General features: G+C 62.0%; 13 protein-coding genes. 4 read left to right on the plus strand and 9 right to left on the minus strand.

Features of this window, described 5'->3' with window-relative positions; translation table 11 throughout:
* Positions 1-319 precede the first annotated feature (319 nt).
* Together ACFZPT_RS09910 and ACFZPT_RS09915 are read right to left on the minus strand one after the other, a co-directional pair.
* Positions 320-1,603, minus strand: a complete 1,284-nt coding sequence (locus tag ACFZPT_RS09910) for an FAD-binding oxidoreductase (RefSeq protein ID WP_034095629.1) — start codon at positions 1,601-1,603, stop codon at positions 320-322.
* Positions 1,604-1,709: 106 nt separating this feature from the next.
* Positions 1,710-3,200 carry an aldehyde dehydrogenase family protein gene (locus ACFZPT_RS09915; protein WP_034095628.1) on the minus strand — a complete coding sequence of 497 codons (1,491 nt, stop codon included), beginning with the start codon at positions 3,198-3,200 and terminating at the stop codon, positions 1,710-1,712.
* 151 nt (positions 3,201-3,351) lie between these two features.
* Here ACFZPT_RS09915 and ACFZPT_RS09920 point away from each other — a divergent pair, with 151 nt between their 5' ends.
* From ACFZPT_RS09920 to nadE, 3 genes are all read left to right on the plus strand, one after another.
* Positions 3,352-4,242, plus strand: coding sequence for a LysR family transcriptional regulator (locus ACFZPT_RS09920; RefSeq protein ID WP_034111537.1), 891 nt, complete (start codon positions 3,352-3,354; stop codon positions 4,240-4,242).
* Positions 4,243-4,414: 172 nt separating this feature from the next.
* Positions 4,415-5,629, plus strand: coding sequence for a nicotinate phosphoribosyltransferase (gene pncB / locus ACFZPT_RS09925; RefSeq protein WP_099313065.1), 1,215 nt, complete (start codon positions 4,415-4,417; stop codon positions 5,627-5,629).
* 3 nt (positions 5,630-5,632) lie between these two features.
* A complete protein-coding gene (gene nadE / locus ACFZPT_RS09930; RefSeq protein ID WP_034095625.1) occupies positions 5,633-6,460 on the plus strand; it encodes an ammonia-dependent NAD(+) synthetase in 828 nt (275 codons plus the stop codon).
* Positions 6,461-6,566: 106 nt separating this feature from the next.
* Here the strand turns inward: nadE and azu are convergent, their stop codons facing one another.
* Entirely contained in the window at positions 6,567-7,013 is a 447-nt protein-coding gene (gene azu, locus ACFZPT_RS09935) for an azurin (protein WP_034111536.1), read from the minus strand.
* Between the two features lie 332 nt (positions 7,014-7,345).
* On the opposite strand from azu, the gene ACFZPT_RS09940 reads away from it, so the two are divergent.
* The gene (locus ACFZPT_RS09940; protein ID WP_034095623.1) at positions 7,346-7,528 is read left to right on the plus strand and encodes a hypothetical protein; all 183 of its coding nucleotides are present in this window, start codon (positions 7,346-7,348) and stop codon (positions 7,526-7,528) included.
* A gap of 46 nt (positions 7,529-7,574) precedes the next feature.
* Here the strand turns inward: ACFZPT_RS09940 and ACFZPT_RS09945 are convergent, their stop codons facing one another.
* From ACFZPT_RS09945 to ACFZPT_RS09970, 6 genes are all read right to left on the minus strand, one after another.
* A complete protein-coding gene (locus ACFZPT_RS09945) occupies positions 7,575-8,465 on the minus strand; it encodes a transglutaminase family protein (protein ID WP_099313064.1) in 891 nt (296 codons plus the stop codon).
* On the minus strand, positions 8,465-10,951 hold the full coding sequence (locus ACFZPT_RS09950) for a circularly permuted type 2 ATP-grasp protein (RefSeq protein ID WP_099313063.1): 2,487 nt from the start codon (positions 10,949-10,951) through the stop codon (positions 8,465-8,467). The genes ACFZPT_RS09945 and ACFZPT_RS09950 overlap by 1 nt, the downstream gene beginning before the upstream one ends.
* Positions 10,952-11,046: 95 nt before the next feature.
* Positions 11,047-14,337 carry a DUF2126 domain-containing protein gene (locus ACFZPT_RS09955; protein ID WP_099313062.1) on the minus strand — a complete coding sequence of 1,097 codons (3,291 nt, stop codon included), beginning with the start codon at positions 14,335-14,337 and terminating at the stop codon, positions 11,047-11,049.
* 188 nt (positions 14,338-14,525) lie between these two features.
* Positions 14,526-14,975, minus strand: coding sequence for a hypothetical protein (locus tag ACFZPT_RS09960; protein WP_034111530.1), 450 nt, complete (start codon positions 14,973-14,975; stop codon positions 14,526-14,528).
* On the minus strand, positions 14,972-15,904 hold the full coding sequence (locus ACFZPT_RS09965) for a hypothetical protein (protein WP_034095618.1): 933 nt from the start codon (positions 15,902-15,904) through the stop codon (positions 14,972-14,974). Before ACFZPT_RS09965 ends, ACFZPT_RS09960 begins: the two co-directional genes overlap by 4 nt.
* A 208-nt stretch (positions 15,905-16,112) precedes the next feature.
* Entirely contained in the window at positions 16,113-18,416 is a 2,304-nt protein-coding gene (locus ACFZPT_RS09970; protein WP_379555242.1) for a YgiQ family radical SAM protein, read from the minus strand.
* Positions 18,417-18,424 lie beyond the last annotated feature (8 nt).

The following is an 18,424-nucleotide window of genomic DNA, read 5'->3' on the forward strand; positions in this document are numbered from 1 at the left end:
CACCGAAAGCTCAGAGCAAGCCTCGTGCCATTACGTTTTTATTCTTCAAAAAGACACGGTGTCATTGTTATTACAGGCGTTTCGGCTCCGCTCGCCAGGACGTGCAACCCCCTGGCGCGCGCAGGCGCAACCGCAAGCCCGAAAAGGTACAACCTCTACCGGTGCCACCTGCAACCAGAACCACAAACGACAGTTCCTACAGCGGTAACCCAAGGCGTAACGGAACTGCACATTTACAGTGCGTGATTGCTACGACTTGCACCAATACAGATTAGTAGCCTGCTAAGAAAACCCAGGGATTTGAAGGGTATTTCGCTGATCAGATGACAATCCTCAAGCATTGCCCCGCGTGATACAGCGAGAATCCTGCCTCATAGAGGCAGCTGCGCAGGCCCACCGCCGCCAACGGCTGCATCGGCGCAAACGGAATCGGCAATGCCTGGGGATTCTGGTGACAGAGGTAGTCGGCAAACGCCTTGCCCACCACACTGCCGGTGGTCACGCCGCGGCCGTTGTAGCCAGTGACCGCCACCAGCCCCGGGGCCGGTTCGAACAGGCGCATCAAATGGTCGGGGGTGAAGGCAATGCAGCCGGTCCAGGTGTACTCCCACTGCACCGATTTGAGGTAAGGAAAATAGTGCTGCTGCACCCGATCGGCCCACGCCTTGAGAAACCATGCCGGTTTCTGGTTGCCGTTGCCCAGGCTACCCAGCAACAACCGGCCATCGGCATCGCGGCGGATGCTGCTCAAGACCTGGCGGGTGTCCCAGGAGCCCTGACCGCCAGGCAGGATTTGCCGCGCAGCATCGTCACTCAAAGGCGCCGACGCGACCTGATAGTAGTAACCGGGGAAAAAGTTGCGGCGCAGCTCGGTCCATTCGCCTTCGGTGTAGGCGTTGGAAGCGATCACCACCTGTGCCGCCCGCACCGCACCGTGCTCGGTTTGCACCGACCAGTTCGAGCCCTGGCGTTCCAGTTGGGTCACCGGGGAATGGTCGAACAACTGACCGCCGAGCCCCATGGCGGCGTTGGCCAAACCACTGGTGTAGGCCATCGGGTTCAAGGTCCCCGCGCGCCGATCCAGCAACGCAGCAGCGATCTTTTTGGTGCCCGTGGCTTGCTCGCACGCCTGGCCGGTGAGTAATTCCACCGGCGCGCCACGGCGCTTCCATTGTTCTTCACGACTGCGCAGATCCGCTTCGCCACGGGCGTTATGCGCCATGTGCAACGTGCCCTCGCGACGCAGCTGGCAATCGATGTTGTACTTGTCGATCAGGCTGAACACCAGCGCCGGCGCCGCACCCAACATGCGGTTGAGCTGGCTGCCCACCGCTTCGCCGAAGCCGGCTTCGATATCGTCAGGGGGAATCCACAAGCCGGCGTTGACCAGCCCGACATTGCGCCCCGAACCACCGTGCCCGGTGCGATGAGCCTCCAGCACGGCGACGCTCTTTCCCTGTTCCAGCAAGTGAATGGCCGCCGACAGGCCGGTGATTCCGGCGCCGATTACGCACACATCCACGTTGACCTCGCCCTTGAGCGCGGCGCGATCCGGCCGGCTGGGGGTGAGGTGTTCCCACAAACATGTTTCGCGTAATGCCATTGCCAGACTCCGATGAGACCCAACAAACAACCATCTTGATGTGCTAGTGCGATCAAATGTGGGAGGGGGCAAGCCCTCTCCCCAGATTCAGTCCAACGTGCAGTAATTAGTCGAAAGTAATGCCCTGCGCCAACGGCAACTCCAGCGAATAGTTCACGGTGTTGGTCTGGCGCCGCATATAGCCGCGCCAGGCATCCGAACCCGATTCACGCCCGCCGCCGGTCTCTTTCTCACCGCCAAACGCGCCGCCAATCTCCGCACCGCTGGGGCCGATGTTGACGTTGGCGATGCCGCAGTCACTGCCCACCGCCGACATGAACTGCTCGGCTTCACGCACGTCGGTGGTGAAAATGCACGAGGACAGGCCCTGCGGCACGGCGTTGTTCAAGCGCAGGGCTTCGGCGAAATCGGTATAGCCGACTACGTAGAGGATCGGCGCAAAGGTCTCAGTGCACACCACATCGCTTTGCTCGGGCATTTCCACAATGGCCGGCGACACGTAGTAAGCGTTGGGGTACTTGTCTTCCAGCTGGCGCTTGCCGCCGAATACCTTGCCGCCTTCGCTCAAGGCTTGCTCCAGGGCATCCTGCATAGCGTCGAAGCCGTGTTTGTCGATCAGCGGGCCGATCAGGTTGCCCTCCAGCGGATGGCCGATGCGCACTTTTGCATAGGCGGCCTTGAGGCGGGTGACGATTTCTTCTTTGACCGACTCATGGGCGATCAAGCGACGCAGGGTGGTGCAACGCTGGCCGGCGGTGCCGACGGCGCTGAACAAAATAGCGCGCACCGCCATGTCCAGGTCGGCGCTCGGGCCAAGGATCATGGCATTGTTGCCGCCCAGCTCGAGAATGCTGCGGGCAAAGCGCGCGGCGACCTTAGGCGCCACTTCGCGGCCCATGCGGGTGCTGCCGGTGGCGCTGATCAGGGCCACGCGCGGGTCATCCACCAGCGCGGCGCCGGCGTCGCGGCCGCCGATGATCACCTGGCTCAGGTACTCGGGGGCATCGCTGAAGTTTTTCACCACGCGCTCGAACAGCGCCTGGCAGGCCAGGGCGGTGAGCGGGGTCTTTTCCGACGGTTTCCAAATCACAGCGTTGCCGCACACCAGTGCCAGCGCGGTGTTCCACGCCCACACCGCGACCGGAAAGTTGAACGCGCTGATCACGCCGACCACCCCCAGTGGGTGCCAGGTTTCACGCATATGGTGGCCAGGGCGCTCAGAGGCGATGGTCAAACCGTACAACTGACGCGACAGGCCAACGGCGAAGTCGCAGATGTCGATCATTTCCTGCACTTCACCCAAACCTTCCTGAGTGATCTTGCCGGCTTCCCAGGACACCAGCTCACCCAGGTCGGCCTTGTATTGGCGCAGTGCATCACCGAACTGGCGCACCAGCTCACCACGACGTGGTGCGGGCACCTTGCGCCAGGCCTCGAATGCATGCTCGGCGCGACTGACCTGTTGCTCCACCTCGGCGGCACCCTCCCAGTGCACGCTGCCGATACGGCTGCCATCGATCGGCGAATGCACGGGCTGTTTCCCCGACTGGTACAACGCCGGGTTCACCCCGAGACGATCAAGCAATGCGGCAACCATGGGTCACTCCTTCAATCTGCGTACAAAAAAGTGCCGCGGCCGGCGCGGCGATCCAAAGCTTATTTGTAGCTGGCCCAAGACTTGCCAACAAACGACGATTAGGCGAGATATCATTCCGTTTATTCATGCCAAGAATTAAAAGAGGCACCCCGTGCTGAACAAACGACATTTGCCTTCGATCACCGCCTTGCAGTGCTTCGAAGCCGCCACTCGCCACCTGAGCTTCACCCGCGCCGCCGAGGAGCTGAACCTCACCCAGAGCGCGGTGAGCAAACAGGTGGCGCAATTGGAAGAGTTGCTGCAACACCTGCTGTTCCGCCGCGTGCGCCGGCGCTTGCAGATGACCCCGGCGGGCGAACTGTATTTGGTGGAAGTGCGCAAGATCCTCACGCAGGTGGAGATGTCCACCCATTACCTGCGCTCTTACGGCGGCGAGACCGAAGTGCTGCGGGTGTCCACGCCCTACACCTTCGGCGCGCGCTGGCTGGTGCCACGCCTCAAGGGCTGGCGCTTGCGGCACCCACAGATCCATTTGGACCTGTGCAACGAACAGGAGCCGGACGAACTGCTGCAAGGCAAGGCCGACATGGCCTTCTACTTCGGCCCGGGTTCACGCCCCGGCACCGAGAGCCTGAAGCTGTTCAGCGAAGAACTGGTACCGGTGTGCGCCCCGGAAAGCCTGCCCGCGCAGCCCTTTACCGACCCGACCCAATTGAGCGAACTGGTACTGCTGCAAAACGCTTCGCGGCCTCAAGGCTGGCACGACTGGTTCGCCAGCCAGGGCTACCACACCGAGCACAGCTACCACGGCCCGCGTTTCGACACTTTCTATATGTGCATCCGCGCGGCGCAGGTGGGATGCGGCGTGGCGTTGTTACCGCGTTTTCTGGTGGAAGAAGAACTGGCCGACGGCAAGCTCGTGATCCCCTGGCAGCATGCGATGCCCAGCCAGGATGCGTATTACCTGGCTTACCCGGAGCACGCGGCCGAAGTGCCCAAGGTGCGCGAATTTGTGAAGTGGATGATGGAGCAGGTGATTTAGTGCCTGGAGTGGAATGCATTTCAAATGTGGGAGGGGGCTTGCCCCCGATGAGGCCAGTGGCCTCACCGAAAAAATGTCTGGCAAAACCCCTCAGGTCTATGCGCCACTAGCCCCCTTCCTTAATTGTGCGTAAAGGTCGGCCCCCTCGCCGACCCATCTGGAGATTCCCGTTATGAGCGAGAGTGTGTTTGCCGATCGCATCGTGCAGAACCTGCTCGACACCGACTTCTACAAACTGACCATGATGCAGGCGGTGCTGCACAACTACCCCAACGTGGAAGTTGAATGGGAATTCCGTTGCCGTAACAGCGAAGACTTGCGCCCCTACCTGGCGGAGATCCGCTACCAGATCGAGCGCCTCGCCGAGCTGAGCCTAAGCCCGGATCAGTTGGGTTTTCTGGAGCGCATCAGCTTTATGAAGCCGGACTTTCTGCGCTTCCTGGGGCTGTTCCGCTTCAACCTGCGCTATGTGCAGACCGGCATCGAGAACGACGAGCTGTTTATCCGCCTGCGCGGGCCATGGCTGCATGTGATCCTGTTCGAAGTGCCGTTGCTTGCCATTGTCAGCGAAGTGCGCAACCGCTACCGCTACCAGACGGTGATCCTCGAACAAGCGCGCGAGCAGTTGTACCGCAAGTTCGACTGGCTGACGGCCAACGCCAGCAGCGACGAGCTGTCGGAGCTGCAAGTGGCCGACTTCGGTACCCGTCGGCGCTTCTCGTACCGGGTGCAGGAAGAAGTGGTCAGTGTGCTCAAACATGACTTCCCCGGCCGATTCGTCGGCACCAGCAACGTGCACCTGGCCCGCGAGTTCGACATGAAACCCCTGGGCACCATGGCCCATGAATGGATCATGGCCCATCAGCAGCTCGGCCCGCGCCTGATCGACAGCCAGATCGCCGCGCTCGATTGCTGGGTTCGCGAATACCGTGGCCTGCTGGGTATCGCCCTGACCGACTGCATCACCACCGACGCGTTCCTCGGCGACTTCGATCTGTACTTCGCCAAACTCTTCGACGGCCTGCGCCACGACTCCGGCGACCCGGTGCAGTGGGCGGAAAAAGCCATCACTCACTATCACAAGCTGGGCATCGAGCCGATGAGCAAGACCCTGGTGTTTTCCGACAGCCTGTCGCTGCCCAAGGCCCTGGAGATTTTCCGCGCATTGCGGGGTCGCATTAATGTGAGCTTCGGTATCGGCACCAACCTGACCTGTGACATTCCAGGGGTGGAGCCCATGAGCATTGTGCTTAAAATGACCGCCTGCAATGGCCAGCCGGTGGCGAAGATTTCCGATGAGCCGGGCAAGACCCAATGCACCGACCCGAATTTCGTCGCCTATTTGCGTCACGTTTTCAAAGTACCTGCCCTATCCAGCAAGGAGTGAACCATGCAAGCCGTACAGCGTGAGATTGCGCAGCAGCTCAAGGTCCAAGCGCCATTCAATGACCAGGCCGCGCTTGAAGCCGAAGTGGCGCGGCGCGTGAAGTTTATTCAGGACTGCCTGCGCAACTCCGGGCTCAAGGCCCTGGTGCTGGGCATCAGTGGCGGCGTCGACTCCCTGACCGCCGGCCTGCTGGCTCAACGGGCGATGCAGGAATTGCGCGCCAGCACCGGCGACGAGGCCTACCGCTTCATCGCCGTGCGCCTGCCCTATGAAACCCAGTTCGATGAAATCGACGCCCAGGCGTCGGTAGACTTTATCGACCCGGACGAACGCCACACCGTCAATATCGGCCCGGCGGTCAAAGCCCTGGCCAATGAAGTGGCGGTGTTTGAAGGCAAGGCGGCGGTGTCCCGCGATTTTGTGTTGGGCAACACCAAAGCGCGGATGCGCATGGTGGCGCAGTACACCATCGCCGGGGCGGCTGGCGGCCTGGTGATTGGTACCGACCATGCGGCGGAAGCGGTGATGGGCTTTTTCACCAAGTTCGGCGACGGGGCCTGCGACTTGGCGCCGTTGAGCGGGCTGGTAAAGAACCAGGTACGTGCGATTGCGCGGCACTTTGGTGCGCCGGAATCCCTGGTGGAGAAGGTGCCGACCGCCGACCTGGAAGACTTGTCGCCGGGTAAGCCGGATGAGGCGTCACATGGGGTGACTTACGCCGAGATCGATGCGTTCCTGCATGGCGAGCCGGTGCGGGAAGAGGCGTTCAGGATCATCTGCGAGACGTATCGCAAGACTGAGCACAAGCGAGTCATGCCGTTTGCGCCGTGAGTTGAACCAGGCATGAAGTCATCGGGGGCAAGCCCCCTCCCACCTTGGATTGTGAATACAGTCAACTGTGGGAGGGGGCTTGCCCCCGATGAACGATTACGCGCGCTTACTTGACGACCACAGTGCCCTTCATCATCGAGATGTGGCCTGGGAACGAGCAGAAGAATGCGTAATCAGTACCCGCGGCCAGCTTCGACACGTCGAAGGTCACGGAATCTTTCTCGCCAGCACCGATGATCTTGGTGTGGGCGATGATGCGGGCGTCGTCTTCTTTCAGGTAGTTCTTTTCGATACCGGCGGCCATGCCATCGGTCGCGACCGGCTGCATGTCAGCGGCGCTGGTCAGCACCCAGTTATGGCCCATGACGTTTTTTGGCAGGCTGCCGGAGTGAGTCAATTCGACGGTGAATTTTTTGCAGCTCTTGTCGATCGTGATTTCCTTGGTGTTGAAGGACATCTGGTCAGTGGAGTCGACGGTAATCTTGCACTCTGCAGCCAGCAACTGGCCGCTGGCCAATGTCAGCAGGGAAACAGCAACGATTTTGGCAAACATGTGAATCTCCAAGGCAGGGTTAAAAACGCATGATGCGGCAAGGGTGCCTGAGACAGGCACGATTTCCTATGATCTGAATCAACAAATTGTATACAACTTTAGGCTATCAGACCTATCGACATAATCAACCGGCCAAAGTGCCGCAGCCTGCTTATGATCGGCTCCATCATCCACTGGAGTCCGAGCCATGCGCCTCAACCAACTGTTCAACGGCCTGCTGGCCGCCTACGCCTGCGGTAAGTGAAGGCCAAGCGCGCTGCTAAGCTGCTACCATGGCGACCCGAGGCAGCCGCGTGCCGCCCACCCTCACCTTCGACCCTAGAGGATTGCCCATGGCCAAACCTAATTACTCCTTCGCCAAACGTCAGAGAGACTTGGCCAAGGAACAGAAGAAAGAGGAAAAACTGCAACGCAAGAAAGCCGCCGCCGATGAAGAAGCCGGCGCGCTGAACCCGGATGCCGATGGTGAAGAAACGAGCGACGAGACCGAAACACCAAAAGATCCGGCTGAATAATTTTCTTTGTGGTGAACAGGCCCGCCCTGTTCACCACAATTCATCGTTACTCCAGCGGCATCACCGTCACCCGCACTTCCGGGTCATGGCTCCCTCCCCCCAGAATCACCCCACGCAACGGCGACACATCGGAAAAATCCCGGCCCCAGGCCAGGGTGATGTGCTCCAGTGCCGGCTGTACGTTATTTGTCGGATCGAAATCCACCCAGCCCGACACCGGGCAATACACAGAAACCCACGCATGGGACGCATCGGCGCCGATCAGCCGTGGCTGGCCGGGTGGCGGCTGGGTGAGCAGGTAACCGCTGATATAACGCGCCGCCAGGCCACGGGAGCGCAGGCACGCAAGCATCAGGTGGGCGAAGTCCTGGCACACGCCGCGACGGCGTTCCAGCACCTCCACCAGCGGTGTAGCGACCTGGGTGGCTTCGGCATCGAAGGTGAATTCGCTGAAGATCTTCTGCATCAACGCCTGCACGCCCAGCAGCAATGGCCGCCCCGGCGCGAAACAACTTTCGGAGAAATCGACGAAGGTTTGCTTCAAATGCACATAGGGCGACTCGAAGCGATAACGGCAAGCTTCGATCGCCTCGGGCGACATCGGGCGACTGGTGTAGGTCAGGCTGTCGCGGGTTTGATCCCAGGCGGGTGACCGGGCGAAATCCGGCGCCGGGCGCGCCAGCACTTCCACGGTCAATCCGGCATTGACCAACAGCTCGTCATGGGGCCGCTCGAACGCCAGGCGCGTGATGGGGTTGCCGAACACATCCAGCTCGTCGCGGCGTGAAGACGGCGACGGACTGATATCCAACTGTTGCGCGCTGCAGCGCTGCCACTCACATGCACGCGGCCACAGATGCGCCAACTGCTGGGCCAGGGACACCGGGCTGTCATAGTGGTAATGGGTATCGTGGAAAATCTGATAGCGCGCACTCATCACAGCGACACCGTTTGCTGGCTCACATCATCCACATGGGCAAAGTGGCGCAGCGCCAGGCGATCCGACACTTGACCACTCTCATCGGCCACCGCTTGCAGCAGGTCGGCCAGGCCATCCAGCGCGGCGCGTACGCCGGACTCGCCGAACAGCGGGTTCTCCAGGCAACTCAGGTCGAAGCGTGTAAGGCGCTCCACCAACGGCCCCAGGCCGGTTTCTCGCGGCACGCCAAAGTCGTCGTTGAGCCGCCGCAAGGTGCGGCTCACCAGTTTGAGCTGGAACAACACTGCATGGGGGTTCTGCTCGTCCAGCAGCAACAGGTCGAGCACCGGGATCAGTTGCGGCACCGCCAGGTAGCGCGAGCGGTAGGTGATGCTGCTGTTGCCCAATTCCAGCAACCATTCCAGCCCCGCTTGATCGAACACCGCCACGCCGCGCAGGAACGCCGCAAGGCTGCTGCTGAGAAACTGCAGGCGCTCGATGCGCCGCCCCATCATCAAGAAGCGCCAGCCTTCATCGCGAGTCATGTCGTCCAGGGCGAACCCGGAGAGCGCCGCGAGGGACATCACCAGGCGGTTGAGAAAGTCCAGCAACTCGCCGAAGTCCGCCGTTTCGCGCTCCAACTCCAAGGCTTCGCGCTGCAGCTCCACCAGGGCCTGCCAGTTTTCCCGGGACAACTTGCCGCGCACCTGGGACGCCGCCCACTGCAAGCGTTGCAGGTTGGCGCGCAGGCTCGACGGCCAGTCGTCACCGAGCAACGCGGCCAGCAGACGCTCGGGCAGGTCGCCCTCCTCCGGCAACAAGCGCAAGTTCTCGCCCAGTTCCACCGCCGCCTGCAACGCCAGCGGGTCGTCGCCGTCGACATAGCGGGCCAGCACGATCCGCAGCCAGCGCGCGCTGTCATCGCAGCGCTCGCAATACCGGCCGAACCAGAACAGGTTTTCCACCACCCGCGAGGGCAGATACGGGTCGCGGCGCACCAGATCATGGGCGCCGATGGAACGTTGTGCGCGCCACTGTTCGCCGCCGGGCGCCCGCTCGCCGAGCACCCAGGTGTCTTTGCTCGCGCCACCGCGCTGCATCGACACCACCTCGGCATCGGCTTCGGCGGCGACGCGCGTCAGGCCGCCTGGCAGCACGCGATAGCCGTCGTCACTGGCCACGGCATACACGCGCATGCCGATGGCACGGTGTTGCAGGTGATCCTCTTCGGTGTGCCACACCGGCGCCTGGGATAGTTGCGCCAGCTCCTGGGCCACGTACGCGTAAGGGCGCGCGCGCATGCGTTCGGTCAGGGCCTGGCGCTGCGCATCGTTCAGATCGCGGCCAAACACGGGGGTAAAACTCTGCGAGGCAAATGCCGGTTTGATCAGCAACTCCGGCAGTTTTTCCAAGGCTTCGGCAAGCACTGGCGCCTCGCCGCACCACCAAGTGGCGATGGACGGCAGGATCAGTTCTTCGCCAAACAAAAACTGATTGATCTTCGGCAGAAAGCCCAGCAAACCCGGAGACTCCAGCACGCCGCTGCCCAGGGCATTGGCCACCAGCACATTGCCCTGGCGCACCGCATCGAGCAGGCCGGGCACGCCGAGGGCTGAGTCGGTGCGCAGCTCCAGCGGGTCGCAAAAGTCGTCGTCCAGGCGGCGCATGATCGCGTTCACGCGGCGCAGGCCACTGAGGGTTTTGAGGAACACGCGGCTGTCGCGCACAGTGAGATCGCCCCCCTCCACCAGCGGATAACCGAGCTGACGGGCGAGGTAGAGGTGTTCGAAGTAGCTTTCGTTGAAACGCCCGGGGGTAAGCAGCACGATCAGCGGCGTCTGATCATCGCCGGGGGCCTGGCGCGCCAAGGTTTCCTGCAGTGTGCGGAAAAAACCGGTGAGGTGCTGCACCTGCAAGTCGCGGTACAGGTCCGGGAAGGCACGGGACACGATGGTGCGGTTTTCCAAGGCGTAGCCGGCGCCCGACGGCGCCTGGGTGCGGTCGGCGGTGACCCACCAGCGGCCATCCGGGGTGCGCGCCAGGTCAACCGCATACAGGTGCAAAAACGTGCCATCGGGCGGCTGGATGCCTTGGCACGGCCATAGAAAGTTGTTATGCCCGAACACCAGTTCCGCCGGCAGCAGACCTTCCTTGATCAAGCGCTGCGGGCCATACAGATCGGCCAGCACCGCGTTGAGCAAGCGCGCACGCTGGGCGATGCCGGCCGCCAGATGCTGCCACTCGTCAAAGGCCAGCACATGGGGCAACAGGTCCAATTCCCATGGGCGGTCGGCGCCTTTAGGGTCGGCGTAGACGTTGTAGGTCACGCCGTTTTCCTGGATCTGCCGGGTCAACAGCGCCTGGCGCTGGGCCAGCTGCGCCGGGGTGCTGCGCTGCAGGTGATCGAGCAGGCGTCGCCAATGGGCACGCACTACGCCGCTGTCGTCCAGCAATTCATGATAAGTGCCCGCGGTCAGCGGGTAACGGTCGAGCAAGTCGGACATGGAACGCTCGGCAGAGGCAAAGGGGCTCAGGTTAACTCAGATTCATTGCAATCAACGGTGGGCGGGAGCTGGGCCCTCCCACCTTCCAATCGCAGTCAGTCATTCTTATTGGGAAAGCGTCGTAGATCCAGGGTCATCGGTAATTCATCGTTGATCACGATGGTCGGTACGGGGAGCTTTCCGGGTGTATGGCCGAGCCGGAAAAACCGCGCCATGCGCCGGCTCTCCGCCTCGTTGGCATTCACCGGCAAGCTGTCGTAATTGCGCCCGCCCGGATGCGCAACATGGTACTGGCAGCCCCCCAGCGAGCGCTGCATCCAGGTGTCGAGCAGGTCGAACACCAGCGGCGCATGCACCGGGATGGTCGGTTGCAGGCAGTTGGCCGGTTGCCAGGCGCGGTAGCGCACACCCGCGACGAACTCACCGACACGACCAGTGGGTTGCAGCGGCACCGGGATGCCGTTGCAGGTCAGCAGATAACGTTGTGGCGGCAGGCCGGTGAGCTTCACTTGCAGGCGTTCCAGGGACGAATCCACATACCGCACCGTGCCGCCCGCCGCGCCCTCTTCGCCCAGCACATGCCAGGGTTCCAGGGCCTGACGCAATTCCAGCTCGATACCGCTGACGGCATAGTCGCCGACCTTGGGAAAACGAAACTCCAAGTGCGCGGCAAACCATTCGGCCCGCAGCGGATACCCGGCGGCATTGAGTTCGACGATAACGTCGGCAAAGTCCTGCTCGATAAAGTGCGGCAGCAGGAAACGGTCATGCAGCTCGGTGCCCCAGCGCGCCAGCTTGGCCGGGGCGTAGGGTTCACGCCAGAACCGCGCGACCAAGGCGCGCAGCAGCAACTGTTGGGTCAGGCTCATGCGCGCATGGGGCGGCATTTCAAAGGCACGCAGTTCCAACAGGCCCAGACGGCCGGTGGCGCCGTCGGGGGAGTAGAGTTTGTCGATACAGAACTCGGCGCGGTGGGTATTGCCCGTGACGTCGATCAGCAGGTTGCGCAGCAGGCGGTCGACCTGCCACGGCGGGCATTCCTCATCGGGTTCGGGCATTTGCGCGAAGGCGATCTCCAGCTCGTACAGCGCATCGTTGCGCGCTTCGTCCACCCGCGGCGCCTGGGACGTGGGGCCGATAAACAGCCCGGAAAACAGGTAGGACAACGACGGGTGGTTATGCCAGTAACTGATCAGGCTGCGCAACAGATCCGGGCGGCGCAAGAACGGCGAATCCTTGGGCGTGGCGCCGCCGAGTACGAAGTGGTTGCCGCCGCCGGTGCCGGTGTGGCGCCCGTCGATCATGAATTTTTCCGTGGTCAGTCGGGTTTGTCGCGCCTCTTCGTAGAGAAACTCGGTGCGCTCTACCAACTCGTCCCAAGTGGCGGACGGTTGCACGTTGACCTCGATCACACCCGGGTCCGGCGTGACCCGGAAGTTGCTCAGCCGCGTATCGGCCGGTGGCTCGTAGCCTTCCAGCAGCAGCGGGCAATGCAGTTCTTCTGCGCTGGCTTCGATGGCGGCGACCAGTTCCAGATAATCTTCCACGCGCTCCAGCGGCGGCATAAACACGTACAGCCGCCCTTCGCGAGCCTCGGCGCACAGCGCGGTGCGGGTCAGCCAATCGGCGGACTCGTCCACCTGCGGCACGCGTTCGTCGTTGGGAGCCGGCTCGGCGTGATGGTGCAGTTGCGCGTTATCCGGCAGCTCCGGCAGATCCTGGTTAGGGTCTGTGGGGTGCACGAACGGATACTCCGCCGCCGTTACCCAGGGCTGCGACGCCAATGGCAGGCGGTAGCCAAGGGGTGAGTCTCCCGGCACCAGCCGGCAATGGGTGTCGCGCAGGTACCAGCGCCCGCTCTGCCAGCGGTCATTGGCCGCCGTGCGCGCCAGCGGCAGCACATGGCCGATGACTTTATCCAGGCCCTGGCTGAACACTTTGCGCAGGCGCTCGCGTTCCAGTTCGTCGCTGAGTCGCGGGTCTTGGGCCGTGACGTTCTGCGGCAACGCACCTTCGCGCCACAGGTAATAAAAATGATCCTCGAAGGCCGGGAACACGAAACGCGCGGGCAATTTGAGGCGCTCGGCGACGCTGGCCAGGAAGCGCCCAGCCAACTCGTCATTGGCGCCGTAGTCCCGCTGCTCGTCGGCGATCAGTGCGCTGTTGTGCCAGATCGGCACGCCGTCGCGACGCCAATAGCAATTGAGCGACCAGCGCGGCAGTTGTTCGCCCGGGTACCACTTGCCTTGGCCGAAGTGCACCAGGCCCTGGGGCGCGTAGTGCTGGCGCATGCGCTGGAACAACTGGGCAGACAGGCGCCGCTTGTCCGGCCCGAGCGCGGCGGTGTTCCACTCGGCGCCGTCGGGGTCGTCGATGGACACGAAGGTCGGTTCGCCGCCCATGGTCAGGCGCACGTCGTGCTTGAGCAGGTCGCCGTCGATCTGCCGGCCCAGGGCCTGGATCGCGCGCCACTGCTCTTCGGTGTAGGGCTTGGTGACACGCGGTGCCTCCCAGATCCGCTCCACCGACATTTCGTGGGCAAACTCGCACTCGCAAGGCTCCACCAGCCCACTGATCGGTGCGGCAGAGGAAGGATCGGGGCTACAGGCCAACGGGATATGCCCTTCCCCCGCGAACAGGCCGGAGGTGGCATCCAGGCCGATCCAGCCGGCACCAGGCAAGTACACCTCACACCAGGCGTGCAGGTCAGTGAAATCCACATCGGTGCCGGACGGCCCGTCCAGGGCTTTGACGTCGGCGGTGAGCTGGATCAGATAACCCGACACAAACCGCGCCGCCAGCCCCAGGTTGCGCAACAGTTGCACCAGCAGCCAGGCCGAGTCGCGGCACGAACCCGAGGCGTTTTCCAAGGTGAATTCCGGGGTCTGCACACCGGGTTCCATACGGATCAGATAGCCGATGTCCGCCGCCAGGCGCTGATTGAGGCCCACCAGAAAGTCCACCGCCGGCAGCGGCGTGCGGTCGATACCAGCCAGGTAAGCGGCGAACTTCGGCGTCAGTGGCAGGGTTTCCAAGTACGGCGCCAGCTCGCGCTGCTCGTCGGCGGCGTAATTGAAGGGAATGTTTTCGGCGTAGGGCTCAAGAAAAAAGTCGAACGGGTTGAACACCGCCATCTCGGCGACCAGATCGACTTCAATGCGCAGTTCGGCGGTTTTTTCCGGAAACACCAGGCGCGCCAGGTAATTGCCCTGGGGGTCTTGTTGCCAATTGATGAAGTGCTGCTCGGGCAGCACTTTCAGCGCATAGGACAAAATCCGCGTACGGCTGTGGGCCGCCGGGCGCAAGCGCACAATTTGCGGGCCGAGTTCGACAGCACGGTCGTAGCGGTAATGCGTAACGTGGTGCAACGCGACATGAATCGACACGGCGGCCTCCTGCGAGCCAGGGCATGGGCACATAGCGCGCAAGACTTATGCCAGAGCAGCGGTCATTGCGCGTTATCGTAAGACCCGGTGCAGTACAGCACCAAAACGGCGCCTTCGTAGAGGGCAATAGTGCAAGCGTTGCACCTATTTGTGACGCGAGTAGGCGAATGAAGAGCAAATCCAGCCAATCAACGGGCTTTTCGCTGCGCAACGACGGCATGGCGCAGACGACGTATTTCGAGGAGTCTGTGGCGCATTTCGCGGTGGCGCTTGCTGTTGAGCAATAGCAACCCCAGCAACGGAAACAACAACGCCGAGCCGTATACCAGCAAGTGAAGGTCGTATTGAATCATCGGCACGACGAACAACAGGCAGCACACCAGGTAGCCTGCCACCAGCCTGGTCGCCCAGGGATAGCCTCGAGCGATCATCACGTTGCCAAACACTAGCACCGCCACCAATACCAGGATCGCAGCCCCTGAATAGCTGGACTTGAGCGCGGGATCAACTCCGCGCAGGTACGTCACGCCCGCCATGGACACTGCGGCCGAGCCAGAAAAGATCGCCATGAACACGGTACCCATGAATACGGGAAAATAGCGCGCCAGGAAGCTGCCCATGTCGGGAAAGCCCTTCATTCCGTCAAATCCTCGAACAGACCGATCGCAATGGTTTCAGCCGTGCCCACATGGCCGGTTCGATAGCTGCCCCAGATCCCCAACAGGCCCCCCAATGCATCCTTGATTTGCGTCAGCGTGGCATGACGGATTTGCGTCGAGCTGTAGCTCTTGGTCAGTTTGCCGGCACGCTGCTGCAATTTGATCAATTTGGGGGTCAGGCTCGGGTCTCTCAGGCTGAGCAACTCCTTGGTCAACTTCTTACGCTCCTGGCGCGTCAGACCTTTGAGCAACTCGTACCAACTCTTGCCTAATGCGGCAGCTTTTTTGGCCTTGAGCAGCCGGAACGTGGTCAAGGCGCCCGTGCCGATGCCCACCAGCGAGGCGGCATCGAGAACTGGGGAAACGGCGCCATACCATTCCGCGTCGTCCATGCGGTCGTTGGCTTCAGGGTCAAGCACTTCGTTGTAAGTACGCGCCACGCCAAAACCGCATTGCGCGCTGCTGGCCAATGCCGCCGTGACGCCAATGCCAACCACAAAAGCACTGGCGCCGGCGGTGAACGGTACAGCGACACTGCCGCTGAACACCACAATCCAGCCAATCACCGCCGCGCCGCAGGAAAGCCCCATATCAAACGCCTCCTTCTGCAGGCGACCTTCACGGGGGTCGGTCTTCACCTGCTCCACAAACTGGGCAGGCGAAATGTACTTCTGCGCTTCACGCAAAATGATGCGCTTGGGCTTGATACTGCAAATGGGCTTGAATTCGCGCAGGGTGACGACGTTGAAGTCGGCGTCGATATACACCACGCCTGCGCCGACGATGCCGGGGTCGGCGTCAATGGCGGCGAATAAGCGCGGCAAATTGATCTGACTTTCGATGCGCTGGCGCGCCATGAACTGGGAGCGGTTGGAGTCCATACCGATGCCGGCCAGAGGGTTGCCCATGAGGAGTTCTTCCTTGAAGGGTGGAGACTGGACTGACGCTATCGGGGGCAAGCCCCCTCCCACAATTGGAGCGTGAATGCGGTCAAGCGTGGGAGAGGGCTTGCCCCCGATAGCGCTTCAATGGGCGCCACCTTACCAAATAGCCTCACCCCCGACCAGAAAGCAAAACGCCAGCACAAGGCTGGCGTTTTGCATTTTCAAGCGACGATCAACGCGGCACCACCGGCTTACGGGCTGGCTTGCTACCCTTGCCCTTGGCCGCATCGCTACGCTCCTTAGCCGCCTGCTTGTTACGCGCCTGGGCTGCGGCCTTGGCTTGTTCACGCTTGTCCCACGGGTTGCTGCCGTCGCTGCCACGGGGTGGCAGGCCGGTGTGCTGGGTGAGGATCTTGGTGGTGGTCTGCTTGGCGACCTTGTGGCTACCGGCCGGCGTCGAGTTCTTGCGACGGGCGCTCTGGTAGCTGTCGGTGCTCGGCTGATGCAGCGGGATCAGTTGGTCCTTGCCCGGCCCGATCAGGTCGGCGCGGCCCATGCGGGTCAGCGCTTCGCGCAGCATCGGCCAGCCTTTCGGGTCGTGGTAGCGCAGGAAAGCCTTGTGCAGACGGCGCTGCTCCTCGCTCTTGACGATAGTTACTGCGTCACTCTTGTAAGTGACCTTGCGCAGCGGGTTCTTGCCCGAGTGATACATCGCGGTGGCGGTGGCCATCGGCGACGGGTAGAACGCCTGCACCTGGTCGGCGCGGAAACCGTTGCCCTTGAGCCACAGCGCCAGGTTCATCATGTCTTCATCGGTGGTACCGGGGTGAGCGGCGATGAAGTACGGGATCAGGTACTGTTCCTTGCCCGCTTCCTTGGTGTACTTCTCGAACATGCGCTTGAACTTGTCATAGCTGCCGATGCCCGGTTTCATCATCTGGTTGAGCGGACCTTCCTCGGTATGTTCCGGGGCGATCTTCAGGTAACCACCAACGTGGTGAGTCACCAACTCTTTCACGTACTCCGGCGACTCCACGGCGAGGTCGTAGCGCAGACCGGAGGCGATCAGGATCTTCTTCACTCCCGGCAATGCACGGGCGCTGCGGTACAGCTGAATCAGCGACGAATGGTCGGTGTTCAGGTTCGGGCAGATGCCAGGGAACACGCACGATGGCTTGCGGCACGCGGATTCGATTTCCGGGCTCTTGCAGGCGATGCGGTACATGTTCGCGGTCGGGCCGCCGAGGTCGGAGATCACCCCGGTGAAGCCTGGGACTTTGTCGCGGATCTCTTCGATCTCGCGAATGATCGACTCTTCGGAACGGTTCTGGATGATGCGGCCTTCGTGCTCGGTGATCGAGCAGAAGGTGCAACCACCGAAGCAGCCACGCATGATGTTCACCGAGAAGCGGATCATGTCGTAGGCGGGGATTTTCTCCTTGCGGTACGCCGGGTGCGGGACGCGTGCGTAAGGCATGCCGAACACGTAGTCCATTTCTTCGGTGGTCATCGGGATGGGCGGCGGGTTGAACCACACGTCCACTTCACCGTGCTTTTGCACCAGGGCGCGGGCGTTGCCCGGGTTGGTTTCCAGGTGCAGCACGCGGTTGGCGTGGGCATAGAGCACCGCGTCATTGCGCACTTTTTCCACCGACGGCAGGCGGATCACGGTTTTGTCGCGGGTCATCTTGGGGCTGGCGAGGATCTGCACGACCTTGGCTTCTTCCGGGTCTTCGACCGGGCCTTTCTCCTGCTCGATGGCGCAGGCCTGGGTGTCCTGGGTGTTCACATACGGGTTGATGATCTTGTCGATCTTGCCCGGACGGTCGATGCGGGTGGAGTCCACTTCGTACCAGCCCGCCGGGGTGTCACGGCGGATAAACGCGGTGCCGCGCACATCGGTGATGTCTTCGATCTTGTGGCCCCAGGACAGGCGCTGGGCCACCTCGACGATGGCCCGCTCGGCGTTACCGTACAGCAGGATATCGGCGGTGGCGTCGATCAGGATCGAGTTGCGCACGCGATCCTGCCAGTAGTCGTAGTGGGCGATGCGGCGTAGGGAAGCTTCGATGCCGCCAAGCACGATCGGCACATTCTTGTAGGCTTCCTTGCAACGCTGGCTGTACACCAGGCTGGCGCGGTCCGGGCGTTTGCCGGCCATGCCGCCAGGGGTGTAGGCGTCGTCGGAGCGGATTTTCTTGTCGGCGGTGTAACGGTTGATCATGGAGTCCATGTTGCCGGCCGCGACGCCGAAGAACAGGTTCGGCTCGCCGAGCTTCATGAAGTCGTCTTTGGACTGCCAGTTCGGTTGGGCAATGATCCCGACGCGGAAGCCCTGGGACTCCAGCAGCCGGCCGATGATCGCCATGCCGAACGACGGATGGTCAACGTACGCATCACCGGTGACGATGATGATGTCGCAGGAATCCCAGCCAAGCTGATCCATCTCCTCCCTGCTCATCGGCAGGAATGGCGCAGGGCCGAAACATTCGGCCCAGTACTTGGGATAGTCAAATAACGGCTTGGCTGTTTGCATGACGGTGA

This window comes from Pseudomonas sp. MD330_10 (genome assembly GCF_042610415.1).
GTDB lineage: Bacteria > Pseudomonadota > Gammaproteobacteria > Pseudomonadales > Pseudomonadaceae > Aquipseudomonas > Aquipseudomonas rhodesiae.

Excerpts from the sequence above, each read along its gene's own strand:
- ACFZPT_RS09910 (WP_034095629.1), bottom strand. The coding sequence starts at position 1,603 with ATGGCATTACGCGAAACATGTTTGTGGGAACACCTCACCCCCAGCCGG.
- nadE (WP_034095625.1), top strand. The coding sequence starts at position 5,633 with ATGCAAGCCGTACAGCGTGAGATTGCGCAGCAGCTCAAGGTCCAAGCG.
- pncB (WP_099313065.1), top strand. The coding sequence starts at position 4,415 with ATGAGCGAGAGTGTGTTTGCCGATCGCATCGTGCAGAACCTGCTCGAC.
- ACFZPT_RS09945 (WP_099313064.1), bottom strand. The coding sequence starts at position 8,465 with ATGAGTGCGCGCTATCAGATTTTCCACGATACCCATTACCACTATGAC.
- ACFZPT_RS09960 (WP_034111530.1), bottom strand. The coding sequence starts at position 14,975 with ATGAAGGGCTTTCCCGACATGGGCAGCTTCCTGGCGCGCTATTTTCCC.
- ACFZPT_RS09970 (WP_379555242.1), bottom strand. The coding sequence starts at position 18,416 with ATGCAAACAGCCAAGCCGTTATTTGACTATCCCAAGTACTGGGCCGAA.
- ACFZPT_RS09950 (WP_099313063.1), bottom strand. The coding sequence starts at position 10,951 with ATGTCCGACTTGCTCGACCGTTACCCGCTGACCGCGGGCACTTATCAT.
- ACFZPT_RS09915 (WP_034095628.1), bottom strand. The coding sequence starts at position 3,200 with ATGGTTGCCGCATTGCTTGATCGTCTCGGGGTGAACCCGGCGTTGTAC.
- ACFZPT_RS09965 (WP_034095618.1), bottom strand. The coding sequence starts at position 15,904 with ATGGGCAACCCTCTGGCCGGCATCGGTATGGACTCCAACCGCTCCCAG.
- azu (WP_034111536.1), bottom strand. The coding sequence starts at position 7,013 with ATGTTTGCCAAAATCGTTGCTGTTTCCCTGCTGACATTGGCCAGCGGC.
- ACFZPT_RS09940 (WP_034095623.1), top strand. The coding sequence starts at position 7,346 with ATGGCCAAACCTAATTACTCCTTCGCCAAACGTCAGAGAGACTTGGCC.